The 21035-nt window shown below is 33.4% G+C and carries 15 protein-coding genes; 8 read left to right on the forward strand and 7 right to left on the reverse strand.

What is annotated here, in order from left to right; genetic code table 11:
* Nucleotides 1-102: 102 nt before the first annotated feature.
* From AAYQ05_RS00765 to AAYQ05_RS00780, 4 genes are all read right to left on the reverse strand, one after another.
* Nucleotides 103-1161: an SDR family oxidoreductase gene (locus AAYQ05_RS00765; protein WP_343540525.1), complete on the reverse strand. Its 1059-nt coding sequence runs from the start codon at nucleotides 1159-1161 to the stop codon at nucleotides 103-105.
* A 94-nt stretch (nucleotides 1162-1255) separates the two neighbouring features.
* Nucleotides 1256-1840, reverse strand: coding sequence for a Crp/Fnr family transcriptional regulator (locus tag AAYQ05_RS00770; RefSeq protein ID WP_343540526.1), 585 nt, complete (start codon nucleotides 1838-1840; stop codon nucleotides 1256-1258).
* Nucleotides 1841-1974: 134 nt separating this feature from the next.
* Nucleotides 1975-3855: a M1 family metallopeptidase gene (locus tag AAYQ05_RS00775; RefSeq protein WP_343540527.1), complete on the reverse strand. Its 1881-nt coding sequence runs from the start codon at nucleotides 3853-3855 to the stop codon at nucleotides 1975-1977.
* A 64-nt stretch (nucleotides 3856-3919) separates the two neighbouring features.
* Nucleotides 3920-5554: a S8 family peptidase gene (locus tag AAYQ05_RS00780; RefSeq protein ID WP_343540528.1), complete on the reverse strand. Its 1635-nt coding sequence runs from the start codon at nucleotides 5552-5554 to the stop codon at nucleotides 3920-3922.
* A 294-nt stretch (nucleotides 5555-5848) separates the two neighbouring features.
* Here AAYQ05_RS00780 and AAYQ05_RS00785 point away from each other — a divergent pair, with 294 nt between their 5' ends.
* Both AAYQ05_RS00785 and AAYQ05_RS00790 read left to right on the forward strand, forming a co-directional pair.
* Nucleotides 5849-10381: a T9SS type A sorting domain-containing protein gene (locus AAYQ05_RS00785; protein ID WP_343540529.1), complete on the forward strand. Its 4533-nt coding sequence runs from the start codon at nucleotides 5849-5851 to the stop codon at nucleotides 10379-10381.
* A 3-nt stretch (nucleotides 10382-10384) separates the two neighbouring features.
* Complete coding sequence (locus AAYQ05_RS00790) at nucleotides 10385-11086, forward strand: fibronectin type III domain-containing protein (protein ID WP_343540531.1); 702 nt, start codon at nucleotides 10385-10387, stop codon at nucleotides 11084-11086.
* A gap of 84 nt (nucleotides 11087-11170) precedes the next feature.
* On the opposite strand, the gene AAYQ05_RS00795 is transcribed toward AAYQ05_RS00790, so the two are convergent.
* Together AAYQ05_RS00795 and AAYQ05_RS00800 are read right to left on the reverse strand one after the other, a co-directional pair.
* On the reverse strand, nucleotides 11171-12028 hold the full coding sequence (locus tag AAYQ05_RS00795) for an MBL fold metallo-hydrolase (protein WP_343540532.1): 858 nt from the start codon (nucleotides 12026-12028) through the stop codon (nucleotides 11171-11173).
* A gap of 81 nt (nucleotides 12029-12109) precedes the next feature.
* The gene (locus AAYQ05_RS00800; protein WP_343540533.1) at nucleotides 12110-13030 is read right to left on the reverse strand and encodes a DUF8428 domain-containing protein; all 921 of its coding nucleotides are present in this window, start codon (nucleotides 13028-13030) and stop codon (nucleotides 12110-12112) included.
* 320 nt (nucleotides 13031-13350) lie between these two features.
* On the opposite strand from AAYQ05_RS00800, the gene AAYQ05_RS00805 reads away from it, so the two are divergent.
* The 5 genes from AAYQ05_RS00805 (at nucleotide 13351) to sufD (ending at nucleotide 17956) form a co-directional block, all read left to right on the forward strand.
* Complete coding sequence (locus AAYQ05_RS00805; protein ID WP_012023267.1) at nucleotides 13351-13680, forward strand: HesB/IscA family protein; 330 nt, start codon at nucleotides 13351-13353, stop codon at nucleotides 13678-13680.
* Nucleotides 13681-13765: 85 nt separating this feature from the next.
* A complete protein-coding gene (gene sufB, locus AAYQ05_RS00810; protein ID WP_177211367.1) occupies nucleotides 13766-15214 on the forward strand; it encodes a Fe-S cluster assembly protein SufB in 1449 nt (482 codons plus the stop codon).
* 158 nt (nucleotides 15215-15372) lie between these two features.
* Nucleotides 15373-16119 carry a Fe-S cluster assembly ATPase SufC gene (gene sufC / locus AAYQ05_RS00815; RefSeq protein WP_008466070.1) on the forward strand — a complete coding sequence of 249 codons (747 nt, stop codon included), beginning with the start codon at nucleotides 15373-15375 and terminating at the stop codon, nucleotides 16117-16119.
* Nucleotides 16120-16202: 83 nt separating this feature from the next.
* On the forward strand, nucleotides 16203-16592 hold the full coding sequence (locus AAYQ05_RS00820; RefSeq protein WP_343540534.1) for a four helix bundle protein: 390 nt from the start codon (nucleotides 16203-16205) through the stop codon (nucleotides 16590-16592).
* A 47-nt stretch (nucleotides 16593-16639) separates the two neighbouring features.
* Complete coding sequence (sufD, locus tag AAYQ05_RS00825; RefSeq protein WP_111368792.1) at nucleotides 16640-17956, forward strand: Fe-S cluster assembly protein SufD; 1317 nt, start codon at nucleotides 16640-16642, stop codon at nucleotides 17954-17956.
* A gap of 289 nt (nucleotides 17957-18245) precedes the next feature.
* Here the strand turns inward: sufD and AAYQ05_RS00830 are convergent, their stop codons facing one another.
* Entirely contained in the window at nucleotides 18246-19595 is a 1350-nt protein-coding gene (locus AAYQ05_RS00830; protein ID WP_343540537.1) for a serine hydrolase domain-containing protein, read from the reverse strand.
* A 220-nt stretch (nucleotides 19596-19815) separates the two neighbouring features.
* Here AAYQ05_RS00830 and AAYQ05_RS00835 point away from each other — a divergent pair, with 220 nt between their 5' ends.
* Nucleotides 19816-21030: an aminotransferase class V-fold PLP-dependent enzyme gene (locus AAYQ05_RS00835; protein WP_343540538.1), complete on the forward strand. Its 1215-nt coding sequence runs from the start codon at nucleotides 19816-19818 to the stop codon at nucleotides 21028-21030.
* The last annotated feature ends 5 nt before the right edge of the window (nucleotides 21031-21035 follow it).

A 21035-nucleotide genomic window follows, 5' to 3' on the forward strand; every position in this document is an offset into this window, starting at 1 on the left:
GAAGGCTATTCAAAAAAACGTTACGCTTTAAAAGAAAAAGTCCCGTTTATCAACTTATATAGTGCTTTTTCTTTCCTATTTATTTCAAAAAACCATTCTTATTTATGGTATAATTCTTTCTTGGCGCAATTGATCAAAAAGACTAAAAAACATTTCTTCTGTATCTATAAACTCATAAAAACCTAAACGTCTTGCTTTGGTTCCATCAGCAAAAAAATCATAATCCCAAGAAAAAACAAAATCTCCAAAGTTCCAACTGGCCAATTTTTCATAATCATGTTTTTCTAAATTGTATTTTTCCTGAATATTTTCCCATAAAACCTTTTTGTCGGCCATTACTGTTTTTAATTCCATTTGAAGTGGAGGCGCAACAGGAATATCAAAATAAGAAGCTATTTTAGGCCAAAGTTCTGTCCATCGAAACAGATCTCCATTTGTAATATTAAAAGCCTGATTTGCGCATTGCGGATTTGTTGCTGCCCAAACAGTTGCTTTAGCCAAGAGTCCTGCATCGGTCATTTCCATAAGTTTATCGTAAGCTCCTGCTTTTCCCGGAAATCGAAGCGGTAGATTTAATTCTTTAGAAATTGATGCATAAACAGCTATCAAAAGTGCCAGATTCATTGGGTTTCCTATAGCAGTACCACCTACAACAGAAGGTCTAATAGCACTCCAATTCCACTTTTTTCCTTCTTTCTTTTTTTCTAAATATTGCTGCTGGTCAATGTTAAATTCTGGAGGCATATGACCCGCATCTGTTTCTTTAGCTGGAGTTTTAAAAGGTCCTAAATGAGCTCCATAAACTTTGTATCCCTGCATCAGACCAATATGCTGTAAGTCTTTAGCTATCGGTTCAATTATCTCAACTACATTCTTGAGCATATTAAGATTCGGCTCAACAAGCTCAGACCATGATGGACGATCTTGATAAGCGGTGTAAAATATATGCGTAGTATTTGTGAGATCAGATAACTGCTTTTTACTGTTTTCAGTATCCAATAAATCAACTGAAATGTATTTCAGATTAGGAGCATTTGTACCTCCTTTTCTGGATAATCCGATAATATTCCAGTTATTAGTAGACAAAAGATATTCTATAAGATTTGCACCAATAACGCCATTTGCGCCAACAACCAGTGCTGTGTTTTTATTTGCTGTCATTTTCTTTGTATTTAAAATTGTTTTACAAAGTTCAGACAAGCTGAAGAGCTATAAAATGAAGTGGATTATGAAATAAGGTTGAACTAGTTCAAGTTTATTTTTTCAATTTATTGTTTTTTATTTTCGAAAGAAATTCTGTTGTCATCCCTAAATAAGAAGCCAATGCATATTGAGGTACTCGATTTGCGATTAAAGGAAATTGGTTTGTAAATTTATCATAACGTTCTTCTGCCGAAGAGGTGAGATTTGTAATAATTCTTCGTTGAAAAAATGCTGCGGTACGTTCTGCTGTAATACGAAAAAAAGTTTCAAATTTTGGATTAGCCAGTTTTAATTTCGCTTCCGTTTCGAAATCTATTTGCAGCAAAACTGCATCTTCTAAAGCCATAACAAACATCGTGGCTGGCTGCTGATAAATATAGCTATTATAGTCAGAAATCCACCAATCTTCAATAGCAAAGGCAATCGTGTGTTCCTGACCTTCATCATTTACAACATACGCTCTTAAAGCACCTTCTACTACATAGTTTCTATGATTAGCCACAAAATCTGGCTGCACTATAAACTGGCGTTTCTTTATCTTTTTTATTTTAAAATTAGAAACAAATTGATTCGTTTCTTCCTCAGAAAGCTCTATCCGGTCTTGCAAATGTTTTATTAAAGATTCGTATTGTGCCATTCTTTTTGGATTTAAAATTTCAATCTACAAGATTACTATTGTATCAAAATTACAATTCTTTTAAATTTATTAAGCAAAAAAAAATCCAAAGCCAGAAACTAGCTTTGGATTTTTTTATTTAACATTTTTGAATCTTACTTCACTTCAAAAACATTATTAGTTTGTTTTACATCAGCCATTAATCCGCTTGGATCGATCGTGATTTTTTTGATTGACGTTTTGTTTTTATCAATTGTAAAACTATAGTTTTGCTGTGCCCAAGCCCAATCTTCTAATACTGTTCTTTTTTCGTTCGGGTTTGGATTTGGTTTAATGAAGTTCATCATTCTTAACGGAATATAGAATGTTTCAGCTGTTCCGTCAGTGTAATCTACTTTTAAATCGATTGGCATTGGCATTCTTCCAATTCTTTCTAAAGAAACGGTTGTTTTTCCTGCATTATCTGCTACGTCTTTAATTCCGTAATCGATCGTATTTGTAGTTTGTGTCCAATCAACCAAATACCAATCTAACTCAGCTCCAGAAACTCTTTCAGCTGTTCTTTTAATATCGTTCGGAGTTGGGTGTTTGAATTTAAAATCGTTAAAATATCTTTTTAAAGTTGCATCAACATTCTCTTTTCCGATTACGTATTCTAACTGAGAAAGGAAAAGACTTCCTTTAACATAAGAAGAAATACTGTATGGACGGTTCTCATCGTAACGATCTCCATGAGTTGTCTGAGGCTGTTCTTTACCAGAATTTACTAAACTGTAATATGCCTTATAATTCCCAGCAAAAGGGTTTGCTTCTTTTTTATCTCCTTTTAATTCATTCAAAGCACTGTCTTCGATATACGTTGTAAAACCTTCGTCCATCCAAGGGTGTTTTGATTCGTTTGAAGCTAAAATATGCTGGAACCAAGAGTGCCCTAATTCGTGCGTTGCTGTTCCAAGAATTCCTTCTAGAGTTCCGTTACCTAACATTAAAGTACACATTGCATACTCCATTCCGCCGTCTCCACCTTGAATAAATGAATATTGTTTGTATGGATAAGCTCCTACTCTCTGGTTGTAATAATCCATTACTTTAACCATTAACGGCTCTAACTGTTTCCAGTTTGCGGTTGTTTTTTCGTTGTTTTTGTAGAAGAAATGCAAATCAACATCGTTTGGTCCTTTTACAATATCGTGTGTATATTCTTTATCGGCAGCCCATGTAAAATCGTGAACATTTGGCGCAATAAAATGCCAAGTCAACGTTTTAGCTTTTTTAGGATATGTAACTGTTACACCTGCATCTTGGTAACCGTGACCGATTGAATTTTTATCTTGTAAATATCCAGAACCACCAATTGTGTAATCTTTGTCAATTGTAATTTTTACATCAAAATTACCCCAAACACCATGAAATTCTCTCGCGATGTAAGGATCTGCATGCCATCCTTCAAAATCAAATTCGGCTAATTTTGGATACCATTGCGACATCGAAAGCTCAACTCCTTCAGAATTGTTTCTTCCTGAACGACGAATCTGAACTGGCACCTGTCCGTCAAAATCTAAAGTGAAAGTTGTTTTCGAATTTGGAAGGATTGGTTTTGCCAAAGTCACTTCTAAGATCGTTCCTGAAACTCTTGTTTGAGCCGTAACGCCATCTTGTTTGAAGTTTGCGATTTTTAAGTACCCAACTTCGTTTGGCTTTAAAGTTTCAATACGGCTTTGTTTTATTTCTTTTCCGTCAGCTTGTTTTACTTTGTTTACCATTCTTCCGTCTGGGTCTTTAATAAAATGGAGACGTGCATCCATTTCGCTTCCTGGCTGAAAAGCGTTTGGATATAAATGATAGAATACTTTTTTAAGAGTATCAGAAGAGTTGTTGGTATAAACCAATTCTTGTTTTCCTTTGTACTGATAGTTTTTTACATCCATCGAAACCTCCATTTTATAGTCAGCGTGCTGCTGCCAATATGGGGCGCTTTGTGCAAAAGCCGAGTTAAAACCTAAGCTTAGGAAAGAAAGTAAAATAATTTTTCGCATGTTAATATGTAATAGAAAATGGAAGGGCTCTCGCCCTTCCATTGGATTAATAGTGTACTATAGTTTATTTTTTAGACATTTTTTCTGCCATTAATAAAGCGTTGTAAGCATTTACCATCTTAGCTGTTTTTGATGATTCTGCAGAAGAAACAGCTGCTGGTTTTTCTCCAGGATTTTCACCTTTTCCTAAAACAACCATTGAAGGAAGCGCTACTCCAGAGTCCATCAAAATCTTTTTAACTTGAGCCGCCTTTAATTTTGGATAGTACGAACGAATTAAAGCCGCAACACCAGCTGCATTTGGAGATGCCATTGATGTTCCTTGCAAATACTTGTATTTATTGTTTGGAACCGTTGCATAAATTTCTTCACCTGGGGCAAAAACGTCTACGTTTATTTTCCCAAAGTTTGAAAATGAAGCCACAACATTTTCTCCGTATGATTTATTAATAGCTCCAATTGTAATTAAATTATCTGCAAATTCTTTTACGTTGTCTTTAGAATCGTTTGGATAATTGATGTTTTTTATTTCATCGATATTGTAACCATCGTTACCAGCCGCATGAACAATTAAAACGTCTTTTTTAGCTGCATAAGCAATGGCATCATAAACCCATTGTTTGTGTGGAGAGAAGCTTTTTCCAAAACTTCCATTGATTACTTTTGCTCCATTGTCTACCGCATAACGAATTGCCAAAGCAATATCTTTATCGTACTCATCTCCGTCAGGCACAGCTCTAACTGTCAAAATTTCAACGTTATTTGCTACACCGTCTCCTCCTAAATTATTTCCTCTAACTTGGGCAATAATTCCCGCAACGTGAGTTCCGTGAAGTGCTTTTTCTTTGTCTGGACCAAAAACAACATTATTACCATAATGGCTGTTTTTAATATCTTCTGGATTATCTCCTACGATTTTTCTTCCGTCGTATTCTTTGTTTAAATTGTATTTTAACTGATCTTCAACTTGCTCACTATACTCTGTCAATTCAGATTCTGGATTAAAAGTTGGCCCGGCATTGGTAAAAATCTGATTCATAATTGCTTTACTTCTTGCCACTTTTGGATCTGTTGAAGTAATTGCGCTTAAATCTTCGAGTTTATAGTCTGATTTATTAAGTTCTTTTTTAATTGTGTTATGAACATCAAGTAAAAAATCTGCTTGCTGTTTATCTTGAAGAGCCTCTTCATACTTTTTAGTATATTCTGCCAAAGCTGCTTTGTATTCTGCAGAACCATCATCGGCTTTTTTAACGATACGTGTCAATTCTAGATTTTCGTGAACAGCATCTCCAAGGAAATTCCATCCGTGAACATCGTCTATAAATCCGTTTTTGTCATCGTCGATTCCGTTTCCTGGAATTTCTTTTTTATTTGTCCAGATCATTCCCTGTAGATCTTCGTGCTCGATATCGACACCAGAATCTACAATTCCTACAATTACTTTCTGCCCTTTTTTACCTTGCAGTAATTCAGCATAAGCTCTATCAACACTCATTCCTGGAATTGAGTCTTTTATTAAATCAAGATGGCTCCATCTTTTTAATTCATTTTCGTTAAGAGGTGCTTTTTTTACAACTGCCGCTGGTGCTTTAATAAACTCTTTTGAAGTGGAAACCTGCGCCTGAACTGTAGCGCTGCAACCTGCTAAAACAAGCAATGCAAAAGCAGATAATTTAAGAGGTTTTATATGACTCATGTATGTATAAATATAAGTAAAGTTAAAAGATGGGTCTAAATTATGCTTTTTTGTTACAAAAAACTAACTGTTAACAATGTGTTATGAAATTTTGACGAAAAATAATCAAAACTATAATACTCTCAAATATTTATCATTCAAATCATTATAAATGTAATTCTATTCATTCAAAAATATACTTATAATGACTTTGAATGGTAAAAAATCAACAAATAATATAGCCTTTACGTCATTCCGTAAGGTTTGGCCATTTAAATCGAGTATACTTGCGCGACCTAATCCTAAATTTATTCTATGAAGACAAAACTACTCTTATTGCTGTTACTGGCAAGTTTTTCTAATTATGCGCAAACCAACTTAGTTCCGAATGGAAATTTCGAAACTTGGTCTGTATCTTCAAAACCCGATAACTGGTTTCAATATTTTAGCGGTTATATCTCGAAAAGTACTGTCGCTCAAAATGGTTCATCAAGTATTAACATGATGGTTGCCAGCGGAACATTTAACTTCATTAACACGGACTATTTTCCGGTAATTGCTGGTAAAACGTATAGAGTTACATTATATCACAAACTTGCAAAAGGAACGTTTTCTTCTATAGATTTTAGTTTGCAACATAAACCTGGTACTTTTAAGGAGGAAATTATTAAAAAATCGGATGTTACTTTTTCTGCTACTGAGTGGAGAAAAATAGAATTTGAATATACTCCAACTGTTTCTGAAAATGTCGAAGTTGATATTTGGACTTATGGAAGTCTCAACTCTGAAATTTTGGTTGATAATGTTTCTATGGTTGATATTAATGAGCAGCAATACACTAAAATTCCTGATCCAGAGTTCGAAAGTTATTTGAGTTATATTGGAGCTGACAAAGATGGAATAAACGGAAAAGTAGTTACAAGCAACATTTCATCAATAAAAACTTTGGATGTTTCATTCAAAACATGGAACATCAAAGATTTAACTGGAATTGAAGATTTTGCCGCTCTTGAAAGTTTAGTTTTTAAAGGAAATGCTGGTAAAATTTCTACCTTGAATGTTTCTAAAAACTTAAAGCTTAAAAATTTAGATGTTAGTTCAAATCTATTAACAGCTTTAGATGTTTCTAATAATCTTGAGTTGGAGAGTTTAAATTTTGGAAGCAATAAGTTAACAGCAATAGATGTTGCTAAAAACACTAAACTAAAAACATTAAAATTTGAATCTAATCAGCTAACCTCTATTTCTGTTTCAAATAACAAAGAGCTTGTTGATTTTAATTGTTACGGCAATAAAATTACCAGTTTAGATTTATCTCAAAACCCTCTTCTTACAGATCTAAACTTCGCATACAACACAATTACATCAATAGATTTATCTAAAAATACGCTTTTAAAGAATTTAAGCGGTCAAGGTTCTAAACTGACAGAATTAAATATTTCTAAAAATACTTTATTGGAACTTATTAGAGTATACACTAATAGTTTAACGACTTTAGACGTTACCAATCAGCCAAATTTAAAAACGCTAGAATGTTATGAAAATAAATTAACTAGTTTAGATTTATCAAAAAACACTTTACTAACTGGCATATCTTGTTCTAGAAATGAATTAAAAGAACTAAATCTTTCCAACAATAAAGAACTTGTTGCTATAGATTGTCTTTTGAATAAAATTACTGCTATAGATGTAACGCAAAACGCAAAATTAACCAGATTGGAGGTTCATTATAATAGTTTAACCAAACTGGATGTAACTAAAAATTTATTGCTTGAACAGTTAACGATTGACTCTAATCAAATAACAGAAATTGATCTTAGCAATAACCCAAAGCTTCAATTATTTGTTTCTAGAAATGTTCCGCTAAAGAGCCTTGATCTTTCTAAAAATACTGCCTTAACTTCTTTGTACTTTGGAGAAAGTAAGATTGAGAGCTTAGATTTATCTAAAAATACAAAATTGACATACGCGAGCATTACGTCTAACAAGTTGCTTTATGATCTTAATCTTAAAAATGGCAACAATGCAGCTTTGGATGTTTCCTTATTAAAAAATCTAAGTCTAACTTGTATTTTAATTGACAACAAAGCTAATGCTGATCTAAAATGGGGCACAAAAAAAGACAGTTGGGCCAAATTCTCTGAAGACTGCAGACCATACACCTCTATTCCTGATTCAAATTTTGAAGATAAGTTAATTGCCTTAAAAATTGATATTGATGGTAAAAATGGACAGGTTTTAACTTCAAGTATTGCTCAAATAAAAACTCTTGATGTTTCTGGAAGCAGTATTTCTGACTTAACCGGAATTCAGGATTTTGGCAGTTTAGAAACATTAAATTGCCAAGACAACCAATTATTATTCTTAGACTTATCTAAAAACGTTTCTTTAACTTCTGTAAATGCTTCAAACAATAAGCTCGTAAGTTTAGATTTGAAAAATGGCAAAAATACATTGCTTAACAAAACGACTTCTTCATTTTTAAACAATACTTCTTTAAAGTGTATTCAAGTAGATGATGAAAATTATGCCAACACAAACTGGGTTGCTTTAAAAGATGCTACAGCAAACTATAATACGCTTTGTAACTCTTTTGTTGCAATTCCAGATTCTAATTTCGAAAATAAGTTAATTGCATTAGGAATTGATACTGATGGAAAAAACGGAAAAGTATTAACTTCTAGCGTTTCTTCAATTTCAACTTTAGACGTATCTGGAAGTTCGATCTCAAATCTTGCCGGAATTGAAGGATTTGTTGCTTTAAAACAGTTGAACATTTCTTCTAATAATTTAAAAACGATCGATTTAACAAAAAATATTGCAATTACAGCATTAAATGCTAAATCAAATCAATTATTAAATTTAGATCTTTCAAAAAATACGGCATTAACAGAAGTGGATTGTTCTTCAAATAATTTGTTCAGCTTAAACCTGAAGAATGGAAACAATTCAAAAATGCAAAATGTTACTGCAGGAAACTTTAAAAGCAATCCTAATCTATCTTGTATTCAGGTTGACGACAAAGCTTTTGCTGACTCTAATTGGGCAAATGCAAAAGAGATCGCCACTTCTTACTCAACAGTTTGTGATGCAAATAATTTTACAATGTTACCTGATGCTAATTTTGAAACTAAATTAATTGCACTTGGTATAGATAAAGATGGTGTTAACGGAGCTGTTTTAACATCTAGTATTTCTTCTGTAAAAGAATTAAATCTTAATGAGTCTACAAATGTACAAACTACTCCAATACAAGATTTAACAGGAATACAAGACTTTAAAGCACTTGAAAAACTATCTGTTGGATATAATTATTTAACGGTATTAGATCTTTCTAAAAATACCGCTTTGACAGAGGTAAATTGTGGAGGAAACCGTCTGCGTTCAATTGATATTTCTAAAAATGCTTTATTATCAAAATTTGATTGCGGATACAATGATGTATTGGCTCAAATCGATTTTTCTAAAAATCCTGAGCTTACAACTGTCAACTGTCAAGGCAACAGATTGACTTCTTTAGATTTTTCTAAAAACCCAAAATTTAATTATTTATATGCTGATAGCAATAAACTTACCAGTGTAAATCTAACAGCAAATCCAAATTTAAATTATCTAAATTGTGTCAACAATTCATTGGAAAGCATAGATTTGTCAAACAACAAGTATATCAATTATCTTTTCCTTGCTAATAACCGATTAAAGACTTTAGATATTTCTAAAGTGACTTCTGTAATACAGTTTGGATGCGACAACAATCTATTGACAACTCTAAATCTGTCTGCAAACACAAACTTATCACAGTTTACATGTAGTAAAAATCAACTAACTGCTTTAGATTTATCTAATAACACCAATTTATGGACATTATATTGTCCTGAGAATAAATTGACGACTTTAAATCTTTCAAAAAACAAAAAACTTGCAGCGGTAAATTGTAGTTCAAATAATTTAGTTTCCTTAAATATTAAGAATGGTAATAATGCAGCTTTCAGCCAATACTATGAAAGTGATTTTTACCTAAACTTTACGAACAATCCTAATTTAACTTGTATTCAGGTTGACGATGTAACTGTTGCTAATACAAAAATGGCAAACAAAAAAGATGCAACAGCTTCTTATAATACTAATTGTGGGACTGCTCTTGTATTGCCAAGTGACAACTTTACCGTTGAAACAAAAGGAGAATCTTGCCAAGGTGAAAACAATGGAGAAATTAGCATTACTGCAAAAGGATCTTATGCCTATGTAGCAACTATAGCTGGAAAAGCATATTCATTCTCCAACAACAGCGTGAAAATAGCAAATTTAGCTCCTGGCACTTATACCGTTTCTGTTACCATTGCTGAAGAAAACTTTGAACAAAATTTCAATTTTACTATTCAAAAAGCTGCAACTACGACAGGAAGATCTGATGTAAGCGCTAAAACAGTAAATGTTGAAATTACTGAAGGAACCGCTCCTTTCACCGTATTTGTTAATGGTGCAGAGCAATTCCAGACAACAGACAATAATTTTACAGTTTCTCTAGATAAAGCCGGATTAATTGAAGTCGCAACCGCAAAAGCTTGCGAAGGTGTTTTTGCCAAAAAAGTTACTTCTTATGAATTAGGAACAATGCTTTCGGCTTATCCAAATCCTACTTCTGGCAGTATTGAAATCGAAATTCCTAGCTCAAAAACTGAAATTGTTATTGATTTATACAATTTTAGCGGTCAGTTAGTTTCTCATGGAACTTATAACACTGAAAGCGGAAGAGCGCTTTTAAATCTTGAAAAATTGCCTTCAGGAATTTATGCTGCTAAAATCAATTTAGAAACTCCAGAATACATTAAAATCATAAAAAATTAAGAAATGAAGAATTCTATATATTTATCAATAATCTGTTTAGTATTTGCAGCCTGCGGAAGCGGGGGCGGAGATGATCCCGTTACTCCACCAGCAGCAAACACAGCTCCAACTGTACCTGTGTTGAGTATACCTGCAGACAATAAATTATGTTTAGACAACAATGTTTCTTTTCAATGGAATGCTTCAACTGATGAACAAAAAGATGCAATCGTTTATCAGATTCAAATTGCAAAAGATAACGGTTTTACTCAAATCGTGAATACCCTTGACAATTCATCTCTTTCTACAAGTGCATTAGCACTAGAGAAAAATACAGCTTACTATTGGAGAGTTAAAGCAACTGATAGCAAAGGTCTAGCTAGCGCTTATTCTTCAACATTTAAGTTTTATACTGCAGGGACAGCTGTAGTGAATCATTTACCGTTTGCTCCAGAATTGATTGCTCCTGCAATAAATGCAGCTCTTAGCACTTCATCTGCAACTTTAACGTGGAATGCTTCTGATGTTGACACTTCTGATATTCTTACCTATGATGTTTATTTTGGAACAGCAAATCCTCCAACTGCGAAAGTAAGCGAAAATACAGGTTCAAAATCATTTGAGGTTACGCTTCAGCCAACAACACAGTATTACTGGAGAATTGTTGCTAAAGACAATAAAGGTGGTGAGACCGTAGGCCAGGTTTGGAAATTTAAGACAAACTAAGCTTAGAAAATTACAATTAGTTAAATTAAAAAAAACCGTTTTCACAATTGTGAAAACGGTTTTTTTATGTCTAATTTATTCTGTTTAAAGAATCTCTTCGCAAGTAAAAACATCTTTCAATCGAACACCTTTTTCGGTATGCTCAACAGTAATAATTTGATTGTGTGCATCGTGTTCTAAAAACAAATAATGATTATTATCTGCTGCCAAATTCAAAAATTTTGATTTCTCCGGCATTGTCAACAAAGGTCTTGTGTCATAACCCATCACATACGGAAGCGGAATATGCCCCGCTGTTGCTAATAAATCGGCACAAAAAACAATCGTTTTATCTTGGTATTTTATATACGGAATCATCTGTTTTTCGGTATGCCCGTCAACATAATAAATATCAAAACCAAGTTCTTTTGCAAATCCAAAATCAGATTCTGGTCTTTCAATAAAATTCAGCTGACCGCTTTCTTGCATTGGCAGGATATTTTCAGACAAGAAAGAAGCTTTTTCTCGAGCATTGGGTTTTGTTGCCCATTCCCAATGGTTTTCGTTTGTCCAAAATTTGGCATTTTTAAAAGCTGGCTCATAACCCGTTTTGTCGGCATTCCATCGAACGCTTCCTCCGCAATGGTCAAAATGAAGATGTGTCATAAAAACATCTGTAATATCGTCTCGATTAAAACCATATTTCGCTAGAGAATTATCTAAAGAATGTGATCCCCAAAGCGAATAATATCCAAAAAACTTTTCTGATTGCTTATCGCCCATTCCGGTATCAATTAAAATAAGACGATTTCCGTCTTCGATCAATAAACATCGAGCAGCAATATCAATTAAGTTATTAGCATCCGCAGGATTTGTCTTGTTCCAGATTGTCTTGGGAACAACGCCAAACATTGCGCCTCCGTCTAATTTAAAATTTCCGGATTCTATTGGGTAAAGTTTCATGAGAATAATTTTCTAAAAGAACAAAGCTAGAAAATTCAAATCCCTTTTGCTAAAATTTAAAGCTAAAAACAAATTTTCTGATTATTCTAATGTAATCGAAGTGCTTCCCATTATTTCCTGCTTATCAAAATAATTCACAAAATAAGTGCCTTTCTTAAACTGGTCAGCATTCAAAATTCCATAAACATTTACCGACTTGCCTTGAAAATCTGTACTTACTATAAAACTATAAACAAGCGCTTTATCATTACCAAATTCAATCAGTTTATTATCTCCCAGAACCGTATTTTTCTGATCTAAAACCTGAACATAAAAAACTCGCTTTCCTGTTTTTGCAACAGCATTTCCGTTAACCGTAAAACTAATTTTAAGTTTTTTTGTATTCTTTGCTTTTGTCGTTTCCAATTCAGCACCAGAATTTTTTTCACGAAGTGCAATAGCTTTAAAATTGCTTAAATACAATTTTGAAGCATCTTTTAAAGTCGATTCTAATTTTTTCTGTTTAGAAACCAAAGTGTCATTTTCTACTTTTTGATTGTACATGACAACATTCTGGCTTTCTATTTCTGTCAATAAATTTTTATTCTGAGATTTCAGTTTTCTAATTTCCTGAATTCTTCCTACTAATGACGAATTCAAATCTGAAAGCTGATTTCGATAAATTCTAATTTGCTCCGCTGATGGATTATTAGAAGCTTTAATAATAGCCACTAAATTCTCAACATTTTTACGCTCTAACTCTAATTCTTTAGACAAAGCTGTTTTTTCTAAAATAGCCTGATCATATGCGTTTTTTAATGTATTTAAAGAATCCAAAATATTCTTTTGCTCACTTGCTTCTTTACTTTCAAATGGCATTATATTGGTAATGCTTTCCTTTTTAGCTTCACTATTATTCTTATCAGGTTCACTGCTAAAAACCAAGACTACAGCACCTAATCCTAAAACAAAAATTATAGCAAACAAAGGTTTAAACCACTTTATTTCATTTTGTTTTTTCATAATTACTCCTAATTTTCTGCAAAAATATTGAATAAAAAATGGCTATTATCAGTAGAAATACTTGTTTTTTAACATTTAGGAGCGATATTTGCAGCTATTTCTAAAATAGAGATCCATTTGGCCATTTCAAGACCAATTTTATCAAAATAAGTAATATCTATTTTTACATTTGTTATAATAATGTGAACCGTTATGGAAAAAGGTTTTTAAGTCGTATCTTTGCCGATAATTTCTATTTAACATTGAAAATTAGCGTTTTAAATCTGTACTAAATTCATTACAGAGAAAAAATGCTCTTTAAAAACAAACATCTAAGAACAATGATAAAAGTTTCAGATACTGCCAAAAAGAAAATCATCGACCTGATGACTGATGATGGTTTTGACGCCGCAAGCGACTACGTTAGAGTAGGTGTAAAAAGCGGTGGATGCTCTGGTTTGTCTTATGATTTAAAATTTGACAAAACCAAAGGAGAAGACGACAAAATATTCGTTGACAACGACATACAAATTGCTGTAGAAAAAAAATCATTCTTATACCTAGCCGGAACAATTTTAGAGTTCTCTGGCGGATTAAACGGAAAAGGATTTGTTTTCAATAACCCAAATGCAAGTAGAACTTGCGGATGCGGAGAATCATTCTCTCTTTAGTCAAAAGCTGAAAGTTGTAAAGTCATAAAGACTTCAATTGACTTTCGAACTTTAGACTCCAAAACTTTAGACAATAACAAAAATAATGAGCAAATACACCGAAGACGATTTAAAGATCGAACTGGAAACTAAAGAATATGAGTACGGATTTTATACCGATATAGAATCTGAGACTTTCCCTATTGGCTTAAACGAAGAAATTGTAAGAGCTATTTCTCTTAAAAAAGAAGAACCTGAGTGGATGACCGAATGGCGCATCGAGGCTTTCCGTGCTTGGAAAGAAATGATCGAGCCAGAATGGGCAAACGTACATTACGAAAAACCAGATTTTCAGGCTATTTCATATTATTCAGCTCCAAAACAAGTAGATCCTAACAAAACGCTGGACGATGTTGATCCAGAATTATTAGAGATGTACAAAAAGTTAGGAATTTCTATCGACGAGCAAAAAAAGATGAACAATGTCGCGATGGATATTGTGGTCGATTCTGTTTCGGTAGCTACGACTTTCAAGAAAACTTTGGCAGAAAAAGGAATCATTTTCTGTCCGATTTCTGAAGCAATTAAAGAACACCCTGAATTAGTAAAAAAATATTTAGGAACTGTTGTACCTCAAAAAGACAACTTCTATGCAGCATTAAACTCAGCAGTTTTCTCTGATGGAAGTTTCTGTTATATTCCAAAAGGCGTAAAATGTCCAATGGAACTTTCAACGTATTTCAGAATCAATCAAGCAGGAACTGGGCAATTCGAAAGAACTTTAGTTATTGCTGATGAAGGAAGCTACGTTTCTTACCTTGAAGGATGTACTGCTCCAAGCCGTGACGAAAACCAATTACACGCTGCTGTGGTTGAATTAATCGCTTTGGATGATGCTGAAATTAAATATTCTACAGTTCAAAACTGGTTCCCAGGAAACAAAGAAGGAAAAGGTGGAGTTTACAACTTCGTAACTAAAAGAGGTTTATGCGAAACAAACGCTAAAATTTCTTGGACGCAGGTTGAAACTGGTTCTGCTGTAACTTGGAAATATCCTTCTTGTGTATTAAAAGGAGATAATTCGGTAGGAGAATTTTATTCTATTGCTGTTACTAATAATTTCCAACAAGCTGATACCGGAACTAAAATGATCCATTTAGGAAAAAATACTAAATCGACTATTATTTCTAAAGGTATCTCGGCTGGAAAATCACAAAATAGCTACCGTGGTTTAGTGCAAATCTCGCCAAGAGCTGAGAACGCAAGAAACTTTTCACAATGTGATTCATTGTTAATGGGTAATAATTGTGGTGCACATACTTTCCCTTATATCGAAAGTAAAAATCCAACAGCAAAAATCGAGCACGAAGCAACTACAAGTAAAATTGGAGAAGATCAAGTTTTCTACTGTAACCAAAGAGGAATTCCGACTGAAAAAGCGATTGCCTTAATTGTAAACGGTTTCAGTAAAGATGTGTTGAATAAACTTCCAATGGAATTTGCTGTTGAAGCTCAAAAATTATTAGAGATTTCTTTAGAAGGATCTGTAGGTTAAAAAAGTTCCATGTTTCAGGTTTCAAGTTTTTGATCCGAAACTTACTTTTGCAACCATTAAAAAAGAATTTTATATCATATTAAAATAAAAGATTTTTCAAAGTTTCGCTTTTCAGCACAACTGAGAACTTGAAACTTGAAACTTTAAACAAAAAAAAGATGTTATCAATAAAAAACCTTCACGCCGCAATTGGTGATAAAGAAATCCTTAAAGGAATTAATATAGAAGTTAAAGCTGGAGAAGTTCACGCTATCATGGGACCAAACGGTTCTGGAAAAAGTACACTTTCTGCCGTTATCGCAGGAAACGAAAACTACGAAGTTACAGATGGAGAAGTAATTCTTGACGGAGAAGATCTTGCTGATTTAGCTCCAGAAGAAAGAGCACATAAAGGTGTTTTCCTTTCTTTTCAATATCCGGTAGAAATTCCTGGAGTTAGCGTTACTAACTTCATGAAAACTGCTATCAACGAAACTCGTAAAGCAAACGGTCAGGAAGAAATGCCAGCAAACGAAATGCTGAAAGTAATTCGTGAGAAATCTGAATTGTTAGAAATCGATCGTAAATTTCTTTCTCGTTCTCTTAATGAAGGGTTTTCTGGAGGAGAGAAAAAAAGAAACGAAATCTTCCAAATGGCAATGTTAGAGCCAAAATTAGCTATCCTTGACGAAACCGATTCTGGTCTTGATATCGATGCTTTAAGAATCGTTGCAAACGGGGTGAACAAATTGAAAAGCGACAAAAACGCTATTATCGTAATCACGCACTACCAACGATTATTAGATTATATCGTTCCTGATTTCGTTCACGTTCTTTACAACGGAAGAATCGTAAAATCTGGCGGAAAAGAATTGGCTTACGAATTAGAAGAAAAAGGATACGACTGGATCAAAGCAGAGAACTAAATTTTTGTTTCAAGTTTCATGTTTTTTTAGTTTCAAGTTGAATTACATTTTGTAAGTTTAAACTTAAATTTATTAAAATAGAAATGGCAACAATTACGAGGTTTGAAGATTTAGAAATCTGGAAAGAGGCGAGACGGTTAGCAAAAGAAATACATTTTATTTCAGTTGAAACAGAGTTAAGATCTGACCTCAGATTTAAAAATCAAATAAAAAGTTCTTCGGGTTCGGTTATGGATAACATTGCTGAAGGTTTTGAAAGGGATGGAAATTTAGAATTTCGACAATTTTTATCTATCGCAAAAGGTTCAGCCGGAGAAACAAGATCTCAGTTATATCGGGTTTTTGATTTTGAATATATTTCAGAAGAAAAATTCGAAGCTTTAAAAAAAGATTATGAAAATTTAAGTGGTAAAATAAAAAACTTTATCATTTACCTAAATAAAAAAGATTTCAAGGGGAATAAGTTTCAATAGGCAACATGAAACTTGAAACCTGAAACACCGAAGGAAACAAAAGAACAATGGATTTAAAAGAAAAATTAGTATCGTCTTTTATGGCTTTTGAAGAGCGTGTCGATGTACATTCAGATTTACATGACATACGCACAAATGCTTTAAAAAACTTCGAAAATAAAGGTTTCCCAACCAAAAAAGAAGAAGCTTGGAAATATACATCGCTAAATGCCATCTTAAAAAATGACTTTACGGTTTTTCCAAAGCAAGAAAATGCAATCGAATTCAACCAAGTAAAAAAATACTTTTTACACGAAATTGATACGTACAAATTAGTATTTATTGATGGCGTTTTCAGTTCGCATTTGTCTTCAACAACGCATGACGGAATCGATGTTTGCTTGATGTCATCGGCATTGACCAAACCAAAATATAAAATGGTTATTGATACGTACTTTAATCAAATTGCAAGTAAAGATGACAGCTTGACTTCATTGAATACGGCTTTTGCAATTGAAGGTGCTTTTATCAATATCCCAAAGAAAAAAGTAGCCGATAAACCAATTGAGATCATGTATTTCTCAACTGGAAACGAAGCGGCCTTAATGGTACAGCCAAGAAATTTGGTTATTGTGGGTGAAAATTCACATGTTCAAATTATTGAGCGTCACCAAAGTTTGAACGAAAATCCAGTTTTAACAAACTCTGTTACTGAGATTTTTGCTCAAAAACGTGCGATTGTTGATTATTATAAAATTCAAAACGATAATAGCGAAGCGAATTTAATTGACAACACTTATGTTTCTCAACAACAAGAAAGCCACGCTTATGTGCATACTTTCTCTTTTGGTGGAAATTTAACTCGTAACAACTTAAACTTTTACCATTTTGGCGAAAGATTGACAAGTACGCTTAACGGAATTTCGATCTTAAACGACAAACAACACGTTGACCATTATACTTTGGTAAACCACGCACAACCTAACTGCGAGAGTTTCCAGGATTATAAAGGAATTTTCTCTGATCGCTCAACAGGAGTTTTCAACGGAAAAGTTTTGGTAGAAAAAGAAGCTCAAAAAACAAATGCTTTTCAAAAAAGCAACAATATTTTATTGAGTGACAAAGCTACAATCAATGCAAAACCACAATTAGAGATTTTTGCAGATGACGTAAAATGTTCTCACGGTTGTACTGTTGGACAGCTTGATGAGACAGCCATGTTCTACATGCAGTCACGCGGAATCCCGAAAAAAGAAGCAAAAGCTTTATTGATGTACGCATTCTCAAATGCTGTTATCGAAAGCATCAAAATACCAGAATTAAAACAAAGAATTACTAAAATCATTGCTACGAAATTAGGTGTGAATTTAGGATTTGATCTGTAGTCAGGTTTTACCGCAAAGACACAAAGGTTACGCAAAGTTCGCAAAGTTTATTACAAAACTTTGCGAACTTTGCGTTTTTAAAACAATTTTATTCTTCTACTTTTTTAAATCTTCTCTTAAAAAAGAATACAAACAATGAAAAAATACTGCAAAAAACAATAGCAGTAATTTCATTAATCCATATACTATATATTAAAAACCCAAGACTCCCAATAAAAATTATTGTACTAACTAAACAATACAAAAATCTAAGTTCTTCATTTAATTTTACTTTCATAACTGCCCTAAATTACTTTTTCACAGAAGAAATAACCTCCTTCAAAAACCCATTAAAATCAAATCCAGGTTCTTCTTCCTTCACTCCCATTCTAACAATTACCATATCTAAAGACGGAATAATCGCTACCATTTGACCTTGATAACCACTGCAATAAAACATATCACGAGGAACATCCGGGAATTTCCCTCCTGCATTTAACCAAAATTGTGCTCCGTATTTCCCTTCAGAAGTATTCGTTGGAGTTGCTGTGTATTTTACCCAGCTTTCGTCAAGGATTTGTTCGCCGTTCCAGTTTCCTTTATGAAGATATAACAATCCGAATTTTGACCAGTCTCTTGGTGTTGCCCATCCGTAAGATGAACCTACAAAAGTTCCTGACATATCTTGTTCCACAATCATCGAGTTCATTCCGATTTTGTCAATTACGGCACTGTACCAAAAATCAAGATATTCTTGTTGTGTTTTAAATTGGCTTCTTAAAATTCTCGATAATAAGTTTGTCGTTCCTGATGAATAATACCAATGCGTGTTTGGTTTATATTTCGCAGGTTTGTCCATTTGTACTTTCCCCATATCTGCAGACTGAAAAAGCATTTGTGTTGCATCGCAAATTGTACTGTAATTTTCTTCCCATTCTAAACCAGAATTCATGTGAAGCAAATCGTTAATCGTAATATTTTTACGTTCGTCATTTTGCCATTCTTTGATAGGCGCTGGTTTATTAATGTCAATTTTTCCTTGCTTAGCCAAAACTCCAAAAGCCGAACTTGTGATACTTTTTGTCATCGACCAGCCTAAAATTTTACTGTCTTTATTAAAACCAGTATCGTATTTTTCTCCAATTAATTTATCTTTGTATAAAACTACAACGGCACGCGTGCGTTTTGTTTTTCCGCCATTTTTATCGAATGAATCGTCAATTGCCTTTTTCAATTTCGCGTAATCCACATTCGCGAAAGCGGTATCTTTTGGCTCGTTATTCCCGTATGGAAAAGGAAGGTTATTAACCAATTTTGTTCTTTTTGGAAGCAAATACGGCTTTGAAACATCATAATCATCATTAATTAATAAAGCACCTAAACCTTCTCTATAAATCGCTTTTCTTTCTTTCAAGCCATAAACAGATGAAATGGCATATTTTCCCGCATCATCAATGGAGTTTTTCGCCAAATCAATCATATCGATATCATTGTCGGTTTTCTGAATTAAATCCAAAGGGCGATTATCTATAAAATGTCCAGAAGCGACACTTTTGGCAGAAAAACCGGAAATCAAATCAAGTTTCGGATAAGTTGTAAATCCGAAATACAAAAAGGCAAGAACTACAACAAGCAAAAGTACTTTGAGAAATTTTTTCATGATATGTTAGTTATTTTTATTGCAATATAAATAATTTATGTTCACGATTTTAGAACTCAAATAACAAATCTGATTGGAATAATGCAGGAAATCGAATTGATTTTTAAAGAATCAGCATTTGCACCTTGTAGCAATGGCGCCATAAAAGGAAATTATAGAATTAATGTATAAACAAATTTAGTTTTAGTACTTTTGTAAATAGATTTTTTCTAAATAAGACATGCTAGATATTCAAAAAATAAGAGCTGATTTCCCGATACTTTCTCAAACTGTAAACGGAAAGCCATTAGTATATTTCGACAACGGAGCTACTTCGCAAAAACCACAAGTTGTAATTGATGCTGAAGTAAAATATTATCAGGAAATCAACGCCAATATTCACCGTGGCGTTCACACTTTAAGCCAGTTAGCAACTGATGCTTACGAGATTTCTCGTGGAAAAGTAAAAGATCACATCAATGCCAAACATGCGCACGAAGTGCTTTTTACTTCGGGAACAACGCACGGAATTAATTTAGTTGCAAACGGATTTGCTTCAATTTTAAAACCTGGTGACGAAGTAGTTGTTTCTTCATTAGAACATCACAGTAACATTGTGCCTTGGCAAATGTTATGCGAAAAAACAGGTGCTGTTTTAAAAGTTATTCCAATCAATGACAATGGAGAATTAATCATTGAGGAATTTGATAAACTGCTTTCAGATAAAACGAAAATCGTTACTGTAAATCATATTTCAAACGCATTGGGTGTGATCAATCCAATCAAATATATTATTGATAAAGCACATTCAGTTGGCGCTGCAGTTTTAATTGACGGTGCTCAAGCAGTTCCGCATTTAAAACCAGATGTTCAAGAATTAGATTGTGATTTTTATGCTTTTTCGGGTCATAAAATGTGCGGTCCAACCGGAACTGGAATTCTTTATGGAAAAGAAGCTTGGTTAAACAAACTTCCTCCTTATCAAGGCGGAGGTGAAATGATCAAAGAAGTGACTTTCGAAAAAACAACTTACGCCGATCTTCCTCATAAATTTGAAGCCGGAACTCCGAACATCGCGGGCGGAATTGTTTTAGGAACTGCTATTGATTATTTAAACGAGATCGGTTTTGATAAAATTCATGAATATGAAAATGAATTGTTAGAACACGCTACAAAACGTCTTAACGAAATTGAAGGTATCCGAATTTACGGAAACACCAAAAATAAAGCATCTGTAATTTCGTTTAATATTGACGGAATTCATCCGTATGATGTTGGTTCTATTATAGATAAATTGGGAATTGCGGTTAGAACAGGACATCACTGTGCCCAACCAATTATGAATTTCTTCTGTATTCCGGGAACGATTCGTGCTTCTTTCTCATTTTACAATACAAAAGAAGAAATTGATGCCATGGTTGATGCTGTTAAGAAAGCACAGACCATGTTAAGCTAAAAAAC

This window comes from Flavobacterium movens, from assembly GCF_039581425.1.
GTDB lineage: Bacteria > Bacteroidota > Bacteroidia > Flavobacteriales > Flavobacteriaceae > Flavobacterium > Flavobacterium luteolum.